The organism is Bradyrhizobium sp. HKCCYLR20261 (assembly GCF_051168435.1).
Taxonomy (GTDB): Bacteria; Pseudomonadota; Alphaproteobacteria; order Rhizobiales; family Xanthobacteraceae; genus Bradyrhizobium.
The window spans coordinates 14,097-30,010 of record NZ_JBNPUZ010000010.1 but is presented as its reverse complement, the minus strand read 5'-3'; the positions used below and the strand labels follow the sequence as shown (position 1 = coordinate 30,010).

The window sequence follows — 15,914 nt, the reverse complement described above, 5'->3', positions numbered from 1 at the left end:
CGGTCCGGCACCGAAGGCATTCGACGGCACGAACGCAAAGCTGGCCACAGGCCGACTGGCTGGATCGATGACAGTGCCCCTCTCTCCGGCGGCGCAACTGACCTTCGTCCGCGGCCGGAGCCGGGTTGCCGGTCATTGATCGGACGACCAACGGGCGCAGTGCGCCGAAATCGTCGGGCCCGGTCCAGAAGCCGAACTCCTTGTAGCTCTTGACGATGCGCTCGACATGGTCGGGGCTCGCCATGCGCTCGTTCTCGGTGAACTCGAACATCAGTTTCTGCGCCGGGAAATCAGCGCGCTTCGCCGCTGTCGACGACTTCTGGATGCGGGCGCGCGGCTTGTAAATGGCCGCCGAAACCGATCCGACGCGGCACGGAATTCGGTGATACCGAAGGGACTGAGCGCCTGCCGCGGCTCACGCATCGTCCCGCCAGCCGGGCTTCATCGTTCTACTTAATCAAACGATTCATTCGCCAAAACACGCGAAACGAAATGCCGCACTGCCGCGTGCTTGACGCGCCGCGGTTCCCCGCCAATCATTAGGTGCAATGTAGATATGCATAAACGCATGACTTCAACCATGCGTCGCTCGTAAACCCTTTAAATTTCAGAAGGTTAGGGAGGATCCATGTCTCGCAATGCTACGACCGACACCACCAAACTGGGCCGCCGCACGTTTCTCGCCGGGTCCGCCGCGCTGGGCGCTGCGGCCGCCGCGGCGCTGCCGGCGCCGGCCATCGCCAGCGGCACGATCGAGCTGCGCATGGTGACCTCCTGGCCGAAGGGGCTGCCCGGCGCCGGCACCGGCGCGGAGCGCCTCGCCCGCACGATCGAGGAGATGTCGGGCGACCGGCTCAAGATCAAGTTCTTCGCCGCCGGCGAGCTCGTCCCGGCGCTGAAATGCATGGACGCGGTGATGGACGGCACCGCCGATCTCGGCCACGACGCCTCGTTCTACCATCACGGCAAGAACCCGGCCTTCTCGGTGTTCTTCGCGGTGCCGTTCGGCATGACCGCGCAGGAGCAGGCGGCGTGGATCTATCACGGCGGCGGCTGGCAGCTGTGGGACGAGCTCAATCAGAAATTCGGCATCATCTCCTTCCCTGCCGGCCAGACCGCGACGCAGTCGTTCGGCTGGTTCAAGAAAGAGATCAATTCGATGGACGACTTCAAGGGGCTGAAGATGCGCATCCCCGGGCTCGGCGGCGAGCTGCTCAAGCGCGTCGGCGGCTCCGCGGTGCTGCTGCCCGCGGGCGAAATCTTCGCGGCGCTGCAATCCGGCGCCATCGACGCGGCCGAGTTCATCGGCCCGCTCAACGATCTCGCGCTCGGCTTCCACCAGGTCGCCAAGATCTCCTATGGCCCTGGCGTGCAGGAGCCCGGCGGCATGATGCAGCTGATGGTCAACCGCAAGAAATACGAGGCGCTGCCGAAGGACCTGCAGGCGATCATCCGAATCGCCGCGCAATGGATGCACGAGGACATGAAGGTCGACTACGACATCGGCTCGGGCCGCACCATGGAGGTGCTGCGGACGCAGCACAATGTCCGCTTCCTGCGGCTCAACAACGACGTGCTGACCGGCCTCGGCAATGCCGCGGGCCAGCTGCTGCAGGACATGATGGACGCCGGCGACGACCACATGAAGCGGACGCTGAGGAGCTATCTCGCCGCGCGCGACAACACGATGCGCTTCCTGCGCTTCAACGAGCAGGCGTTCCTCAACGCCCGCACGCTGGGCATCAAGTACCCGACCGCCTGATGCGTGACCCCCGGACGCTCGTGTCGCGAGGGTCCGGGCGGTCGCCACCGAAGAAGGCCGCGGGTCCAGGACCCCGGTCTGCCCGCGTTCATCCATGTCCTGGGGAAGACATGTCATCGATTGCGTCGTTCGTAAGAGGCGTGGAAACGCTCAATGGCTGGGTCGGCAAGACCGTTGCGTGGCTCGCGCTCGGCACCGTCCTCGTCTGCTTTGCCACCGTCTATCTGCGCTATGCGCTGAACACGAATTTCACCTGGCTGCAGGAGGCCTATGTCTGGCAGCACGCCACCGCAATCGTGCTCGGCGGCGCCTACACCATGATGACCGGCGGCTTCGTGCGGGTCGACATCTTCTACGGCAAGATGGCGCCGCGCAACCGCGCTCTTGTGGATCTGTTCGGCACCCTGCTGTTCCTGTTTCCCTTCATGGCCGTCGTCGGCTGGGCCTTCTGGCGCCATTTCTGGAGCGCCGCTGTCGTCGGCGAGGGCTCGCCCAATCCCGGGGGACTGCCGGCCTGGTGGCTGCTCAAGGGCACGCTGGTGATCTTCGTCGCCCTCACCACGCTGCAGGGACTCGCCATGATCGGGCGCTCGCTGCTCGTCTTCGGCGGCCGCGAGGAATTTGCCGGCACCTCGTCCCACTGAACGCATACGAAGGATAGACATCATGTGGGATCCCGCGGTGACGGGCCAGGTCCTGGCTGCGCTGTTGTTCGGCGCCATCCTCGTCGTGCTGATGTTCGGCTATATCGTCGCCTGGACGCTCGGCGGACTCGCCGTTGCGTTCGGCCTGCTCGGCTGGGGGCTCGGCGTGTTCGACCTCGCGCTGTTCCAGGGGCTCGCCTCGCGCTTCTTCGGCGTCATCACCAATCCGGTGCTCATCGCGGTGCCGCTGTTCGTCTTCATGGGCGTGGTGCTGGAGCGCTCGAAGATCGCCGAGGTCCTGCTCACCACCATGGGCCAGATGTTCGGGTCGATGCGCGGTGGGCTCGGCATCTCCGTCGTCGTGGTCGGCGCGCTGCTGGCGGCCTCGACCGGCGTGGTCGGCGCCACCGTCGTGGCGATGGGCCTGCTCGCACTGCCGGCGATGATGCGGGCCGGCTATGATCCCAAGCTCGCCACCGGCGTGATCTGCGCGGCGGGCACGCTCGGCCAGATCATCCCGCCCTCGACGGTGCTGATCTTCACCGCCGACATCCTGCAGGGCGCCAATTCGGCGGCGCAGCTCGCCAAGGGCAATTTCGCGCCGGACACCGTGTCGGTCGGCGATCTCTTTGCCGGCGCCTTCATCCCCGGAGTCGGGCTGGCCGTGATCTACGGGCTATGGGTCGCGTTCCGCGCCACGATCGATCCGACCTGCGCGCCGGCGCTGGTGATGTCCGCGGCGGACCGCGCCGGCCTCGGCCGCCGGGTCGCCGTCGCGCTCATCCCGCCGCTGGCGCTGATCGTCGCCGTGCTCGGCTCGATCATCGCGGGTGTGGCGACGCCGACGGAATCCGCGTCCGTCGGCTCGATGGGGGCGCTGCTGCTGGCGATCATCAAGCTGCTGGCGGACCATCATTTCGGCGGCAAGGGACCGGCGGTGCTGGAAAAGAAGCTGTTCAATTTCTGGCTCGGCTTCATCGCCGCCATTGCCGTGGTGGTCTGGCTCACCGGCGCGTTCGGCCTCCTGACCATGCTGCTCGTGGTGATCGGCCTCGCTCTCGTGCCGGTGCTGACCACCAGGCCGCTGCGCGACAGCTTCCTGGAGACGCTGTTCGAGAGCTCGAAAGGGACGATGACCATCACCTCGATGGTGTTCGTGATCCTGCTCGGCGCCACGGCCTTCGCGCTGGTGTTCACGCGGGTGGGCGGCGATGAGCTGGTGCGCGGCTTCCTGAAGACCATGCCGGGCGGCCAGCTGGGGGCGGTCATGCTGGTCATGACCATCATGTTCATCCTCGGCTTCTTTCTCGACACCTTCGAGATCATCTTCATCACCGTGCCGATCACGGCGCCGATCCTGATCATGATGGATGTCGACCCGATCCTGCTCGGCGTGATGATCGGCCTCGTGCTGCAGACATCTTTCCTGACGCCGCCGTTCGGCTTCTCCTTGTTCTACCTGCGCGGCGTGGCGCCGCCCTCCATCACGACAGGCATGATCTATCGCGGCGCGGTGCCGTTCGTGATCATGCAGCTGCTGGTGGCCGGCCTGGTCTGGGCCCAGCCGATGCTGGCGACGGGATTGCCCAACTACTTCTTCCGCCAGAGCGAGGCTGAAAAGAAGAACGGCGCGCCGCCGCCCGCCTTCAACAGCGACCAGCCGGAGTCGGATGGCGGGTGAGCGCGGCCTGGCTACGGCAATGCAGGCTCACCTGATGCAGGCGCTGAACAGGGCCTGCCGTTCGACGCCGAGCCGTCGTGTTGCGTGAGCGGTTTCAGGCATCGGCGTCCCGCTCAAACCACCTGCCGCAACAGGGCGCTCACGGATAGAAGCCGAGGACCGACTTGGTCTCGAGATACTCTTCCATCCCCTCGGGACCATACTCGCGCCCATTGCCGGAGCGCTTGTAGCCGCCGAACGGGGCCTGCGGGTCCCAGGCGGGTGCGTTGATGTGGACCTGGCCCGCGCGGAGCTGGGCGGCGACGGCGCGCGCCGCGTCGATATCGGCGCCATGCACGTGGGCGCCCAGGCCGTACACCGTGTCGTTGGCGATCTCGATCGCCTCGTCCACCGTGTCATAGGCCATGATCGCGAGCACCGGGCCGAAGATCTCTTCGCGCGCGATGGTCATGTCGCGCCGGACGTCGGAGAATACGGTCGGGCGCGCATAGAGACCGGCCTTCAGTCCCGCCGGGCGGCCGGGTCCGCCGATGACGAGTCTCGCACCTTCCGCCAGGCCTGCCTCGATCATGGACTGGATGCGCGCGTATTGCGCGCGGTTGGCGATCGGCCCGTGCGTCGTCGCCTCATCCAGCGGGTCGCCAACGACGAATGACGCCGCTGCCTGGCCGGCCAACGCCTCGACCTCGGCGAGGCGCCGGCGCGGCACCAGCATGCGCGTGGGGGCGCTGCAGGACTGGCCGAGATTGCGCATCGCGGCGGCGACACCGAGCGGGATGCAGCGGGCGAGGTCGGCGTCCGGCAGCACGACATTGGGGGACTTGCCGCCGAGCTCCTGGGCGACGCGCTTGACCGTGGGAGCGGCGGCCTGGGCCACGAGCACGCCGGCGCGCGTCGAGCCCGTGATCGAGACCATGTCGACATCGACATGCGACGCCATTGCCTCGCCGACCACCGGCCCGTTGCCCTGCACGAGATTGAAGACGCCGGGCGGACAGCCCGCCTCAGCGATGATCTCGGCGAACAGCAGCGCATTCAGCGGCGAGAGCTCGCTGGGCTTGAGCACCACCGTGCAGCCGGCCGCCAGCGCCGGACCGACCTTGGCCGTGATCTGGTAGAGCGGCCAGTTCCACGGCGTGATCAGCGCGCAGACGCCGATCGCTTCCTTGAGGATCGCGGTGGCACCACGCTGCGAGATGAAGGGAAAGTCGGCCAGATTGTCGCGCGCGACGCGGATGTGCTCGGCCGCCAGCGGCACCTGCGCCTGGCGCGCGTAGCTGATCGCAGCGCCCATCTCGCAGGTCAGCGCCTGCGCGAGCAGTTCCTGCCGTTCGAGGATCAGCGCATGGACACGCGAGAGCAGCGCAGCGCGCTCTTCGGCGCGCGTGCGGGACCAGAGCGGAAAAGCGCGACGCGCGGCAGAGACCGCATGCGCGACATCCGCCGCATGGCCGAGCGGGATCTCGGCCACGACGTCTTCCGTCGCGGGGTTGACGACCGGAGCCCGCTCAGTCCCCTCCGGCTTGCGCCAGCCGCCATCGATGAAGAACGCGCCGAGATGACCCGCCTCGTCCAGATGCCGGATCGGATCGATCATTGAAAGCGGTCCTTGATGCGGTAGTAGGCACCGACCAGAGGCAGGAACCACGGCTTGCCGAAATGGCCGGGGATGGCGGGCCAGGCGAAGTCCTTCCAGGGGTTCAGCGCGGCCTGTCCGTCCATGACCTCGGCCATGATCGTTCCCATCAGCGTGGCCATCTGCGTGCCGTGGCCGCTATAGCCCATGGAGTAGTAGATGCCATTGCGTTCGCCCGCGCGCGGCAGGCGATCGCGCGTCATGTCCACCATGCCGCCCCAGCAATAATCGATCCGCACGTCGCGCAGTTCGGGATACACGTCATGAAGCGCGGCGCGGAGGATCGCCCCGCTCTTCTCGTCGGAGGCCGGGTTCGACACGGCAAACCGGGCGCGGCCGCCAAACAGCAGCCGGTTGTCCGGCGTGGTGCGGAAGTAGTTGACGAGGTTCTTGGTGTCGACCGCATTGCGCCTGCGCGGAAGCAGCCTGTCGAGCAGGTCGACGGGCAAGGGTTCGGTGACGATCAGGAAGGCGCCGACCGGCACGATGCGGCGCCGGACCCAGCCGAGCGGCCCCACCTGCGAGATGCCGCTGGCGAGGAGAACCTGCCGAGCCGTGACGCGGCCATTCGGCGTATCGACGAGGTGACCGCCGCCGCGCGCGGCGGTCAGGCCGGTCATCGGCGCCTGCTCATGGATGGCCACGCCGCGACGCGCGGCCGCTTCAGCAAGGCCTCGCACGAAGCGACCGACATGCATGGCCGCACTCTTGCGATAGACGAGGCCGCCATAATAGCGCTCCGACCCGATCTCGGACGCAAGGTCCTCGCGCCGGACCATGTGAGTGTCGGGATCGACATGCGCGGCGAGCAGTTCCTGACCGCGCGCCAGCTTGTCGTAATGCTCGGGCTTGGCGGCCAGCTTGATCTTGCCGACGCGGGCGAAGTTGCAGTCGATCTTCTCTTCCGCGACGAGCCGTTCGACCATGTCGACGCCGGCGTCGAACGCGCGATAGAGCGTATCGGCGGCCTCACGCCCGAGCTTGTCGGACATCATCCCGTAGTCCTGGGCAAAGCCGTTGTTGCACATCGCGCCGTTGCGGCCCGAGGCGGCGTGGCCGATCGTCTCTGCCTCGAGCAGGACGACGCGCGCCCCCTTCTTGGCCAACGCCAGCGCGGCCGAGGCACCGGTCAGTCCGCCGCCGACCACCGCCACGTCATATGTGCCTTCGACCGGTCCTTTCGCGCCGCCTGAGAACGGCCCGGACGTGTCCAGCCAGTAGGATGTGAGCTTCATGTATCACCCGGCTCGAAGAGAAAGGAAGATCATGCGTGGTCCCCAGGCAGCTACCAGCCGCGGATCCGCGGCCACTGCGCCTCGATCGCGGCGCTCTCGCCGGCCACCAGGTGATAGCGATCATGCTGAGCGCCGGTGGCGCAGGCGTGGTTGGGAAGGATGCGGAGCTTGGTGCCGACGGGAAGATCGGGCAGCGGCTGGGACGAGCCGGAGCGGATCGCGAGCGTTCCGTGCTCCTGGTTGGCCTGGGCGACGATCAGATCAGGATAGATCCGTCCCGCGAGATCGCACACCAGTCCATAGCCCTGGTCCACCCGCTGCCCCGCCGTGCCGCGATCGCGCGAGAGAGCCATCCAGCCGGCGTCGATGATGATCCAGCCCTTCTCGGGCTTGGCGCCGATGACGGTCGACAAAACCGAGAGGGCGATGTCGTCGGTCGCGCAGACGCCGATGCCGTGCATCACCAGGTCGAAGAACATGTAGACGCCCGCCCGCACTTCCGTCACGCCGTCGAGCGCGGCAGCGAAATGCGCCGTCGGTGTCGAGCCGACGCTGACGATGGGGCATGGATGCCCAGCGGCGCGCAGGCGCTCTGCGGCCTTCACGGCGACGGCGCGCTCGTTCTCCGCCGCGGCCACGAGTGCCTCGGGCGTATGAAGGGCGTAGGATTCGCCCGCGTGAGTCAGCACGCCCGCAAGCGCCGAACCGCCGTCCCTCAATGCCGCGGCGACCTCGAGAAGCTTGTCGTCGTCGACCCGCAGCCCGCCGCGATGGCCGTCACAGTCGATCTCGATGAAGGCAGCCGGCGTCACGCCCGCCGCCTGGCCTGCTTCGGCGAGAAAGGCAGCCTGCTCCACGGTGTCGAGCAGCACCTTGATGTTGATGCCTGCCTTGCGAAGGATCATCGCGCGACTGGCGGTGTGAGGCGCGATGCCGACGGCATAGGTCATGTCGCGGCAGCCGTGATCGGCGAAGTAGTCCGCCTCCGCCATGGTGGAGACGGTCACGGGACCGGGCCCATGCGGGAAGACATGCCGGGCGACGTCGATCGACTTCGCGGTCTTCATGTGCGGCCGCAGGGTCACGCCGAGAGCCGTCATGCGGCCGGCAAGACGCGCGATGTTGCGGTCCAGCCGGGTCCGATCGAGAATGAGGGCCGGAGTGGGCAGGCCTTTGAGGCTCGTGGCCGAGGCGTGCGGCATCCCGGCCTCCCTAATTGAGCGATTGGTTCGAGAGCGCGAACACCCGCGACGGCCCGCTCGGCGGCATCGTGCCACGAACCATGGTGAGCGCATCGCTGACCTGGGCGAGACCGATCGTCTCGAGCCATGCGGACAGGCCGGTCTCGGCCGCCGTGTCGATGCGCACGAAACAGCCTTGCAGGCGTGACAGAGCCGCCAGGATCAGGAGACGCGCCGCATCGGCCGTCGGCGCCACGACGGGGCCGATGACGTGGCCACGGCCAAACAGACGCGCGATCGCGTAGCCGGCGACCTCGCCCGTCTGCAGCAGCACGTCGGCCTCGCCGACTTCCAGCAAACGCTCCAGCAAGGGACGCCGCTCGAAGCCGGTGGCTTCGCGGTCGAGGCGCGCGACGGCCGCGACGTCGGACACCACCATGGGGCGCACGACGTCGAGCGGAGGAGCCTCGAACTGCCCGGCAGGGCCCTGGTGCTGATGGATCGTGCCGGCTGGCCGGAAGCCCCGTCGGGAATAAAGGAGCTGGCCCTCCTCGGTCGAATTCAGGAGCACCGTTCGCGCGCCCGCCACGGACAGCAGCCTGTCCATGAGCCTGGCGCCATAGCCGCGCCCCTGCACCGCGCCGGAGACGATGATCATCCCCATGGTGGCGCAGTCCTCGCCATAGGGAAACCACGCGGCCGTGCCGACGACCTCGCCGTCGCGCTCGAGAACGAACCCCTCGCCGAGTTGCAGGGCGAACGCCCAATCCTCGATCCGATAGGGCCAGCGCATCTCCTGGGACAGTTTGAGCGCGCCGGGAAGGTGATGGGCCGAGAACGGGACCAGCGAGACGTCGTCCGCCGTGGTCACACGATCCCGGATGTCTGCGGTTTTCATGCTGCGCTCAGGTATCTCAATGAGGTCTCCACGAGAATTTGGAGGGCATCGCAGCCCCCATTCCCCGCGGCCTTTCGGTGAGAGGAAATGCGTTCGGATCCGGTCGTCCGGGGAGTTGAACGAGCCGCTCCGCCGCATTGTCGGTGCGATCAAGGTGATCCGAGACGCGCAGAAGGTTCGACTGCAGACCCGTCCGTTTTCGATATTATCTTCCGAAATTCCTCAGTTTACGGCGCGAACGGCCAAGCCGTTTCTCTACGCTGAGCGCAGTCCAGACGGATGGATCATCTGCGAGCCCGGCGACGTCGTCCGCGCTCATCGCTCCGACGACTGCATCGCGCGAGGCGCACTCCACCAATGCCTCACGGTGATCTCTTCGCTCGTTGAAAGGCTCTGCGCATGAACGGTCGGCCGGTCTTCCTGTTCAACTCCACCGCGGAACGCGCGGCGGTGTTTCGCGAGGCCTTCGCGCGCGACCTCCCGGACGTCATCTTCGCGGACGATGCGGCGGCGGTCGATCCGGACGACGTGCGCTACCTCATCACCTGGAAGATCCCGGCCGACCTCGATCGCTACCGCCGATTGGAAGTCATCTTCTCGATCGGCGCGGGCGTGGATCAGTTCGACGGCGCGGGCCTTCCAGCCGGCATCGCGGTGGTGCGCATGGTCGAAGAGGGCATCGTGCGCATGATGCAGGAATATGTCGCGCTCTCGGTGCTGGCGCTGCATCGCGACTGGCCCGCCTATGCCGTGCAGCAGAGCGAAGCGGTCTGGCGGCCTTTGCCTGCTGTGCAGGCCAGCGCACGGCGCATCGGCTTCCTGGGTCTCGGCATGTTGGCACAGGCGGCGATGGACCGGCTCGCGCCGTTCGGCTTCGCATTGGCCGGCTGGAGCCGTTCGCCGCGCACCATCGCAGGCGTCGAGACCTTCCACGGCGCTGCGCAGCTGGCGGGCTTCCTGGCGCGAACCGACATCCTGGTGTGCCTGCTGCCGCTGACGGCGGAGACGCGTGGTCTGCTCAATGCCGAGTTCTTTGCCCGCCTGCCGCAGGGAGCCGCGCTGGTGCAAGCCGGCCGCGGTCCGCAGCTCGACACGGCTGCGCTGCTCTCCGCGCTCGATCGAGGACATCTGTCGGCAGCCGTGCTCGACGTCACCGATCCCGAACCTCTGCCCGCCGATCATCCGCTCTGGCGCCACCCCAAGGTGGTGATCACCCCGCATGTGGCGAGCGTCACGCAACCTCAGACGGCGGCGCACGCCGTGATCGACAACATCCGCCGCCACCGGGACGGCCAGCCGATGATCGGCCTGGTCGATCGCGCGCGCGGATACTGATCTCTCAAACCCAGCCTGGAGTCACGCATGTCGCTTCTCATCCCGATCGACCCCGATCCGAAGTTCACGCCGAAGGATGGGCTTCCCCTGCCCGAGCGGCTGATCTCCGGTTCGCCGAAATTCAAGACCTGGAGCCAGGATGAATCGCGCGGCGAGATGATCAAGACGGGCGTCTGGGAAGCGACGCCCGGCGAGACCCACTCGATCAAGGGCACGACCTTCGAGTTCTGCCACATCCTGTCGGGCCTGATCGAGATCGAAGAGACAGGCGGCAAGACCTTCACGTTCCGCGCCGGCGACAGCTTTGCGATGAAGCCCGGCTTCGTCGGCATCTGGCGCACCATCGAGACCGTCCGCAAGATCTACGTCTGCGTCTACGAGTGACGCTCGCGGCCCGCGCGCGTGCCTGAGTTTTGAGGAAATCCATGAAGTCCTACACCATCGCCCTCATCCCCGGCGACGGCATCGGCCCGGCCGTCATCGACGCGGCCTGGCCGGTGCTGGAGCGCGCGGCGTCGCGTCGCGGCTTTGCGCTGGCCGCCACACGCTTTCCCTGGTCATGCGCGTTCTATCGCGAGACGGGCAAGATGATGCCCGTGGACGGCATCGACACGCTGCGCGGCTTCGACGCCATCTTCCTCGGCGCGGTGGGATGGCCGGCCGAGGTGCCCGACGCGGTCTCGCTGCACGGGCTGCTGCTGCCGATCCGCAAGGCGTTCACCCAATATGCCAACATCCGCCCGCACCGCCTGCTGTCGGGAGTCGAGGGCCCGCTGCGCAAGACGAGCTTCGACATCCTGTGCATCCGGGAGAACACCGAGGGCGAGTATGCGGGCGCTGGCGGCCGGGTGCATGTCGGCACGCCCGACGAAGTGGCGGTGGAGACCGCGATCTTCACCCGGCACGGCGTCGAACGCATCCTGCGATTTGGCTTCGAGCAGGCCAGGACCCGAAGCGGACGGCTCGCCTCGGTCACGAAGTCCAACGCCCAGAAGCACTCGATGGTGTTCTGGGATGAGATGACGCGCGCACTGGCGAAACAATACCCGGACGTGGAGGTCACCTCCTACCACATCGATGCGATGGCGGCCCGCATGGTCAGCGCGCCGGAAACGCTCGACGTCGTGGTCGCCTCCAATCTGTTCGGCGACATTCTCACCGATCTCGGCGCCGCCATCCAGGGCGGGCTCGGTTTCGCCGCGTCGGCCAACATCAATCCCGAGCGCACCGCGCCTTCGATGTTCGAGCCGGTGCACGGTTCGGCGCCGGACATCGCGCGGCTCGGCATTGCCAATCCGATCGCCACCATCTGGTCCGGGGCGATGATGCTCGAGCACCTGGGCGAGCGCGAGGCCGCCGCCGACGTGATGCGGTCCATCGAAGCCACCACGGCCCGCGGCATCGGCGCACAGCCCGGCCGGGACACGACAGATGCCATCGCCAACGCCGTTCTCACGGCGCTCGGCTAGGGGAAACGTGAAAACCGGCTTCGCGACACGATCATGCTCCAACAACGAGGACAATGAGATCATGGAGTTGAAGGACCACGGCCTGTTGCGCTCGCAGGGCCTGATCGGCGGCCGCTGGCAGGACGCAGCGTCGGGCGGGACAATCGACGTGCTGGACCCTGCCACGCAGGCCATCATCGGCACTGTGCCAGACATGGGCGAAGCCGAGACGCAGGCCGCCATCGCGGCTGCGGGACGCGCCTTCGCGTCGTGGAAGCGAAAGACGCATGCCGAGCGCGCCGCCATGATCGAGGCCTGGCATGCGCTGATGCTGCAGCACGAGGAGGACCTGGCACGCATCCTCACCGCCGAGCAGGGCAAGCCGCTGCCGGAGGCGCGGGCGGAAATCCGCTACGGCGCCGGCTTCGTGAAATGGTTTGCAGAAGAAGCACGGCGGATCGGCGGCACGACCATCCCCTCGCCGACGCCCGATCGTCGTATCATCGTCTTGAAGGAAGCCGTCGGCGTCTGCGGCATCATCACGCCGTGGAATTTCCCGAACGCGATGATCACCCGCAAGATTGCGCCCGCGCTCGCGGCCGGCTGCACGGTGGTGATCAAGCCCTCGGAGTTCACGCCCTACTCGGCGCTGGCACTGGGCGTGCTCGCCGAGCGCGCCGGCATTCCGGCCGGCGTCATCAACATCGTCACGGGAATGCCGGCCGGAATCGGCAAGGCGCTGCTGGCGAGCGAGGTCGTGCGCAAGATCTCCTTCACGGGATCGACGAAGGTCGGCGCGCTCCTGATGCGCGGCGCGTCCGACAGCATCAAGCGGTTGAGCCTCGAGCTCGGCGGCAACGCGCCCTTCATCGTTTTCGACGACGCGGACCTCGACCTCGCCATCGAGGGCGTCGTCGCCTCGAAATTCCGCAACGGCGGCCAGACCTGCGTGTGCGCCAACCGCATCCTGGTCCAGGCGGGTGTGTACGACGCCTTCGCCGAACGGCTCGCGAGCCGCGTGAAGGCCATGAAGGTCGGCCCGGGCACCGCCGAAGGCGTGGCCATCGGTCCGATGATCAATCGTGCGGCGATCGACAAGATCGAGCGGCATGTTGCCGATGCCAAGGCGAAGGGCGGCCGGATCCTCGCGGAAAGCGCCGACATGCCCTCCGGCGCACAATATGCCCGTCCGGTCGTGATCGGCGACGCGACCACGGAGATGCTGCTCGCGTCCGAGGAAACGTTCGGCCCAGTCGCACCGCTGTTCCGCTTCAGCACCGAGGAGGAAGCCATCGCGATCGCCAATGGCACGCCCTTCGGTCTCGCCGCCTATTTCTACACCGAGGGGCTGTCGCGCGCCTGGCGCGTCGGCGAGGCGCTGGAATTCGGGATGGTCGGTCTCAACACCGGAGCCATCTCCACCGAGGTCGCGCCGTTCGGCGGCGTCAAGCAGTCCGGTCTCGGGCGCGAGGGCTCCTCGCTCGGCATCGAAGAATATCTCGAAGTGAAGACGTTCCACATCGCGGGCCTCAGGCCGAGCGCCTGACGCCCCGCTCGCATCCTGGGGGGCGCCCCGCCCCCTCCAGCTCGGCCGCATCGCGACGAGCACGGATGCGGCCCATTACAGGAGAAGTCCCATGCTGCCGAACTCGCTGGTCGAACTGGATCGCGCCCATCTCATCCACCCCGTGGCGTCCTATCGCGGCCATGAGCAGGCCGGCGTCCGCGTGCTGAAGACCGGCCGCGGCGCCACCGTCACCGACGCCGCCGGCCGCGAGCTGATCGACGGCTTCGCCGGCCTCTGGTGTGTCAACGCCGGCTACGGCCAGGACAAGATCATCGAGGCGGCGACGCGCCAGCTGCGCGAGCTGCCCTATGCGACCGGCTATTTCGGGCTCGGCTCGGAGCCGGCGATCCGGCTCGCCGCGGCACTGGCCGAACGGGCGCCCGGCGATCTCAACCACATCTACTTCACGCTCGGCGGATCGGATGCGGTGGATTCGACCGTGCGCTTCATCCGCTTCTACTATCATGCCCTGGGCAAGCCCCAGAAGGATCAGTTCATTTCGGTGATGCAGGGCTATCACGGATCGTCGACCACGGGCGCGGGCCTGACGGCGCTTCCGGCCTTCCATGCAGGCTTCGGCGTGCCGTTCGACTGGCAGCACAAGATCCCCTCTCATTACAGCTACCGCAACCCGGTTGGCAGCGATCCGCAGGAGATCATCAAGGCGTCGGTTGCGGCGCTGCGTGCCAAGGTGCAGGAGCTGGGGCCGGAGCGCGTCGCCGCCTTCTATGTCGAGCCGATCCAGGGATCGGGCGGCGTGCTGGTGCCGCCGTCGGGCTGGCTCAAGGCCATGCGGGATACCTGCCGAGAGCTGGACATCCTGTTCGTGGCCGACGAGGTGATCACCGGCTTCGGACGCACCGGTCCGCTATTCGCCTGCGAGGACGACGGCATCGTTCCCGATCTGATGACGGTCGCCAAGGGACTGACCTCGGGCTATTGCCCGATGGGCGCGGTGTTCCTCTCCGACCGCGTCTATGAAACGATTGCCGATGGCGCCGGAGCATCTGCGGTCGGACACGGCTATACCTATTCCGCCCACCCTGTCAGCGCGGCCGTGGGGCTCGCCTGCCTCGATCTCTATGAGAACGGGCTCCTGGAGAATGGCCGCCGCGTCGGACAGCGGCTGATGGCCGGGCTGAGCGGCCTTGCGGATCATCCTCTCGTCGGTGAGGTGCGCGGGCGCAGCATGCTTGCGGCGGTGGAGCTCGTCACGAACAAGGAAAAGAAGACGCCGCTTCCGGCGGCGGCCGAGCCAGGACGGCGCATCTTCGACCGCGCCTGGGACAACGGCCTCGTCGTGCGCGCCTTTCCAAACGGCGTCCTCGGCTATGCGCCGCCGCTCTGTTGTACGGATGACGACATCGACCGCATCATCGATCGCACCCGCCGCACATTGGACGAGACGCTCGCCGATGCTGAGGTGCGAGAGGCCATGACAGGCTGAACTCATGCAAGGCTGAATCATTCGCCGTCGTCCCAGACGATCCCCGGGACGACGGCGAAAGCTGAAACGCAACGCCTCGCCGCGCACTGTCGAACGTCGCGTTCGGCGCTGCAGCTCAGTTGAACGAGTGGCTGGCCAAGCCGTAGACGATCGGGTTGCCCGCAACCTCGTTCAGGAACGGGCGTCCCTTCCACATGGACGTGACGGCCTCGCCAGCGACGAGCCCGCTGCGGGTAAGAAATTCAGCGAAGGCGCCTTGCGAGCGTGTATCGACGCGGGCGAATCGACCTTGCAGCGCTTCCATATGGACCGCCGCGAGGTGGATGGCATCCGCGTCATTGGACGCGACGATCGGACCGATGACGTGCCCTCGACCGAACTCGCGGCACATGGAGTAGCCGACGATCCGGTCGTGGCGCCGGAGCACGCGCAAGGTCGACACCTCGGCCAAAAGCCTGAGAAGACGCTCCCGATCGACACCAAAGGCGGCCAGGTCGAGAGGCATGATCTCGCGGATCGACTCCGCGGTCAGTCCTTCGATCCGACCGTCCAAATGCGGCAGCGAGCGCGCGTCCCACGAAACCTCACCATCGTAGAGCTGAACGACGCCTTCCTTCGTGAAGCCCAGAGAATGGTAGAGCCCATAGGCCGCCTTGGTCGCGTTGAGGCTGAGGCGGCGAGATCCGCATTGAGAGAAGACGTGGTCCATCAGCCAGCGGCCGCCACCCTGCGCCTGCGTGCGCGGCACCGTGATCACGAGGCCGATCGTGGCGAAGTCAGCTCCATGAGGAAACCACATCGCGCTTCCGAAGACACGCCCGATGCCGTCGACAGCCACGATGCCTTTGCCGGCACGGCGCATGAGCTCGATGTCGTTGGGTCGGTGCGGCCAGCCGACGCTGAGGGTGAGCGCGTGGAGCAGGTTGACATCGACGTCGGCGATGTCCTGCGGAAACAACTCGAAAGATTTGAGGCGGACGGAGTCTTGCATCGTCAGATCGCCTTATCGCCGTCGATGGATGAAGCCAGGAGAGACGTCGGCATACCTGATCATCTCCAAGAAACACACGAAAAACAATC

General features: G+C 66.9%; 13 protein-coding genes and 1 pseudogene. 8 read left to right on the top strand and 6 right to left on the bottom strand.

Annotation, left to right across the window (positions count from 1 at the left end):
• Window positions 1-160: 160 nt before the first annotated feature.
• Window positions 161-349: pseudogene (locus ACQR1L_RS22490) on the bottom strand (EAL domain-containing protein); the annotation flags it as partial.
• A gap of 279 nt (window positions 350-628) precedes the next feature.
• On the opposite strand from ACQR1L_RS22490, the gene ACQR1L_RS22485 reads away from it, so the two are divergent.
• From ACQR1L_RS22485 to ACQR1L_RS22475, 3 genes are all read left to right on the top strand, one after another.
• Complete coding sequence (locus ACQR1L_RS22485; protein ID WP_434860107.1) at window positions 629-1,762, top strand: TRAP transporter substrate-binding protein; 1,134 nt, start codon at window positions 629-631, stop codon at window positions 1,760-1,762.
• Between the two features lie 110 nt (window positions 1,763-1,872).
• Window positions 1,873-2,406 (top strand): TRAP transporter small permease subunit, encoded by a 534-nt coding sequence (locus tag ACQR1L_RS22480; RefSeq protein ID WP_434860106.1) that lies wholly within the window; start codon window positions 1,873-1,875, stop codon window positions 2,404-2,406.
• A 22-nt stretch (window positions 2,407-2,428) separates the two neighbouring features.
• The gene (locus tag ACQR1L_RS22475) at window positions 2,429-4,087 is read left to right on the top strand and encodes a TRAP transporter large permease (protein ID WP_434860105.1); all 1,659 of its coding nucleotides are present in this window, start codon (window positions 2,429-2,431) and stop codon (window positions 4,085-4,087) included.
• Between the two features lie 139 nt (window positions 4,088-4,226).
• Here the strand turns inward: ACQR1L_RS22475 and ACQR1L_RS22470 are convergent, their stop codons facing one another.
• Genes ACQR1L_RS22470 through ACQR1L_RS22455 form a run of 4 tightly spaced genes read right to left on the bottom strand, consistent with a single transcriptional unit; the run spans window position 4,227 to window position 9,037 of the window.
• The gene (locus tag ACQR1L_RS22470; RefSeq protein ID WP_434860104.1) at window positions 4,227-5,684 is read right to left on the bottom strand and encodes an aldehyde dehydrogenase family protein; all 1,458 of its coding nucleotides are present in this window, start codon (window positions 5,682-5,684) and stop codon (window positions 4,227-4,229) included.
• Window positions 5,681-6,958 carry an NAD(P)/FAD-dependent oxidoreductase gene (locus ACQR1L_RS22465; RefSeq protein WP_434860103.1) on the bottom strand — a complete coding sequence of 426 codons (1,278 nt, stop codon included), beginning with the start codon at window positions 6,956-6,958 and terminating at the stop codon, window positions 5,681-5,683. The genes ACQR1L_RS22470 and ACQR1L_RS22465 overlap by 4 nt, the downstream gene beginning before the upstream one ends.
• 50 nt (window positions 6,959-7,008) lie before the next feature.
• The gene (locus ACQR1L_RS22460; protein WP_434860102.1) at window positions 7,009-8,160 is read right to left on the bottom strand and encodes a DSD1 family PLP-dependent enzyme; all 1,152 of its coding nucleotides are present in this window, start codon (window positions 8,158-8,160) and stop codon (window positions 7,009-7,011) included.
• A 10-nt stretch (window positions 8,161-8,170) separates the two neighbouring features.
• Window positions 8,171-9,037, bottom strand: coding sequence for a GNAT family N-acetyltransferase (locus ACQR1L_RS22455; RefSeq protein ID WP_434860101.1), 867 nt, complete (start codon window positions 9,035-9,037; stop codon window positions 8,171-8,173).
• Window positions 9,038-9,436: 399 nt separating this feature from the next.
• On the opposite strand from ACQR1L_RS22455, the gene ACQR1L_RS22450 reads away from it, so the two are divergent.
• The 5 genes from ACQR1L_RS22450 to ACQR1L_RS22430 all read left to right on the top strand — a co-directional run bounded on the left by ACQR1L_RS22450 (window position 9,437) and on the right by ACQR1L_RS22430 (window position 14,834).
• Window positions 9,437-10,372, top strand: a complete 936-nt coding sequence (locus ACQR1L_RS22450) for a 2-hydroxyacid dehydrogenase (protein WP_434860100.1) — start codon at window positions 9,437-9,439, stop codon at window positions 10,370-10,372.
• Window positions 10,373-10,399: 27 nt separating this feature from the next.
• Window positions 10,400-10,756, top strand: a complete 357-nt coding sequence (locus ACQR1L_RS22445) for a cupin domain-containing protein (protein WP_434860099.1) — start codon at window positions 10,400-10,402, stop codon at window positions 10,754-10,756.
• A gap of 41 nt (window positions 10,757-10,797) precedes the next feature.
• A complete protein-coding gene (locus tag ACQR1L_RS22440; protein WP_434860098.1) occupies window positions 10,798-11,841 on the top strand; it encodes a tartrate dehydrogenase in 1,044 nt (347 codons plus the stop codon).
• Window positions 11,842-11,899: 58 nt separating this feature from the next.
• Entirely contained in the window at window positions 11,900-13,366 is a 1,467-nt protein-coding gene (locus tag ACQR1L_RS22435; protein WP_434860242.1) for an NAD-dependent succinate-semialdehyde dehydrogenase, read from the top strand.
• Between the two features lie 91 nt (window positions 13,367-13,457).
• Window positions 13,458-14,834: an aspartate aminotransferase family protein gene (locus ACQR1L_RS22430; protein WP_434860097.1), complete on the top strand. Its 1,377-nt coding sequence runs from the start codon at window positions 13,458-13,460 to the stop codon at window positions 14,832-14,834.
• Between the two features lie 115 nt (window positions 14,835-14,949).
• On the opposite strand, the gene ACQR1L_RS22425 is transcribed toward ACQR1L_RS22430, so the two are convergent.
• Window positions 14,950-15,825, bottom strand: coding sequence for a GNAT family N-acetyltransferase (locus ACQR1L_RS22425; protein WP_434860096.1), 876 nt, complete (start codon window positions 15,823-15,825; stop codon window positions 14,950-14,952).
• Window positions 15,826-15,914 lie beyond the last annotated feature (89 nt).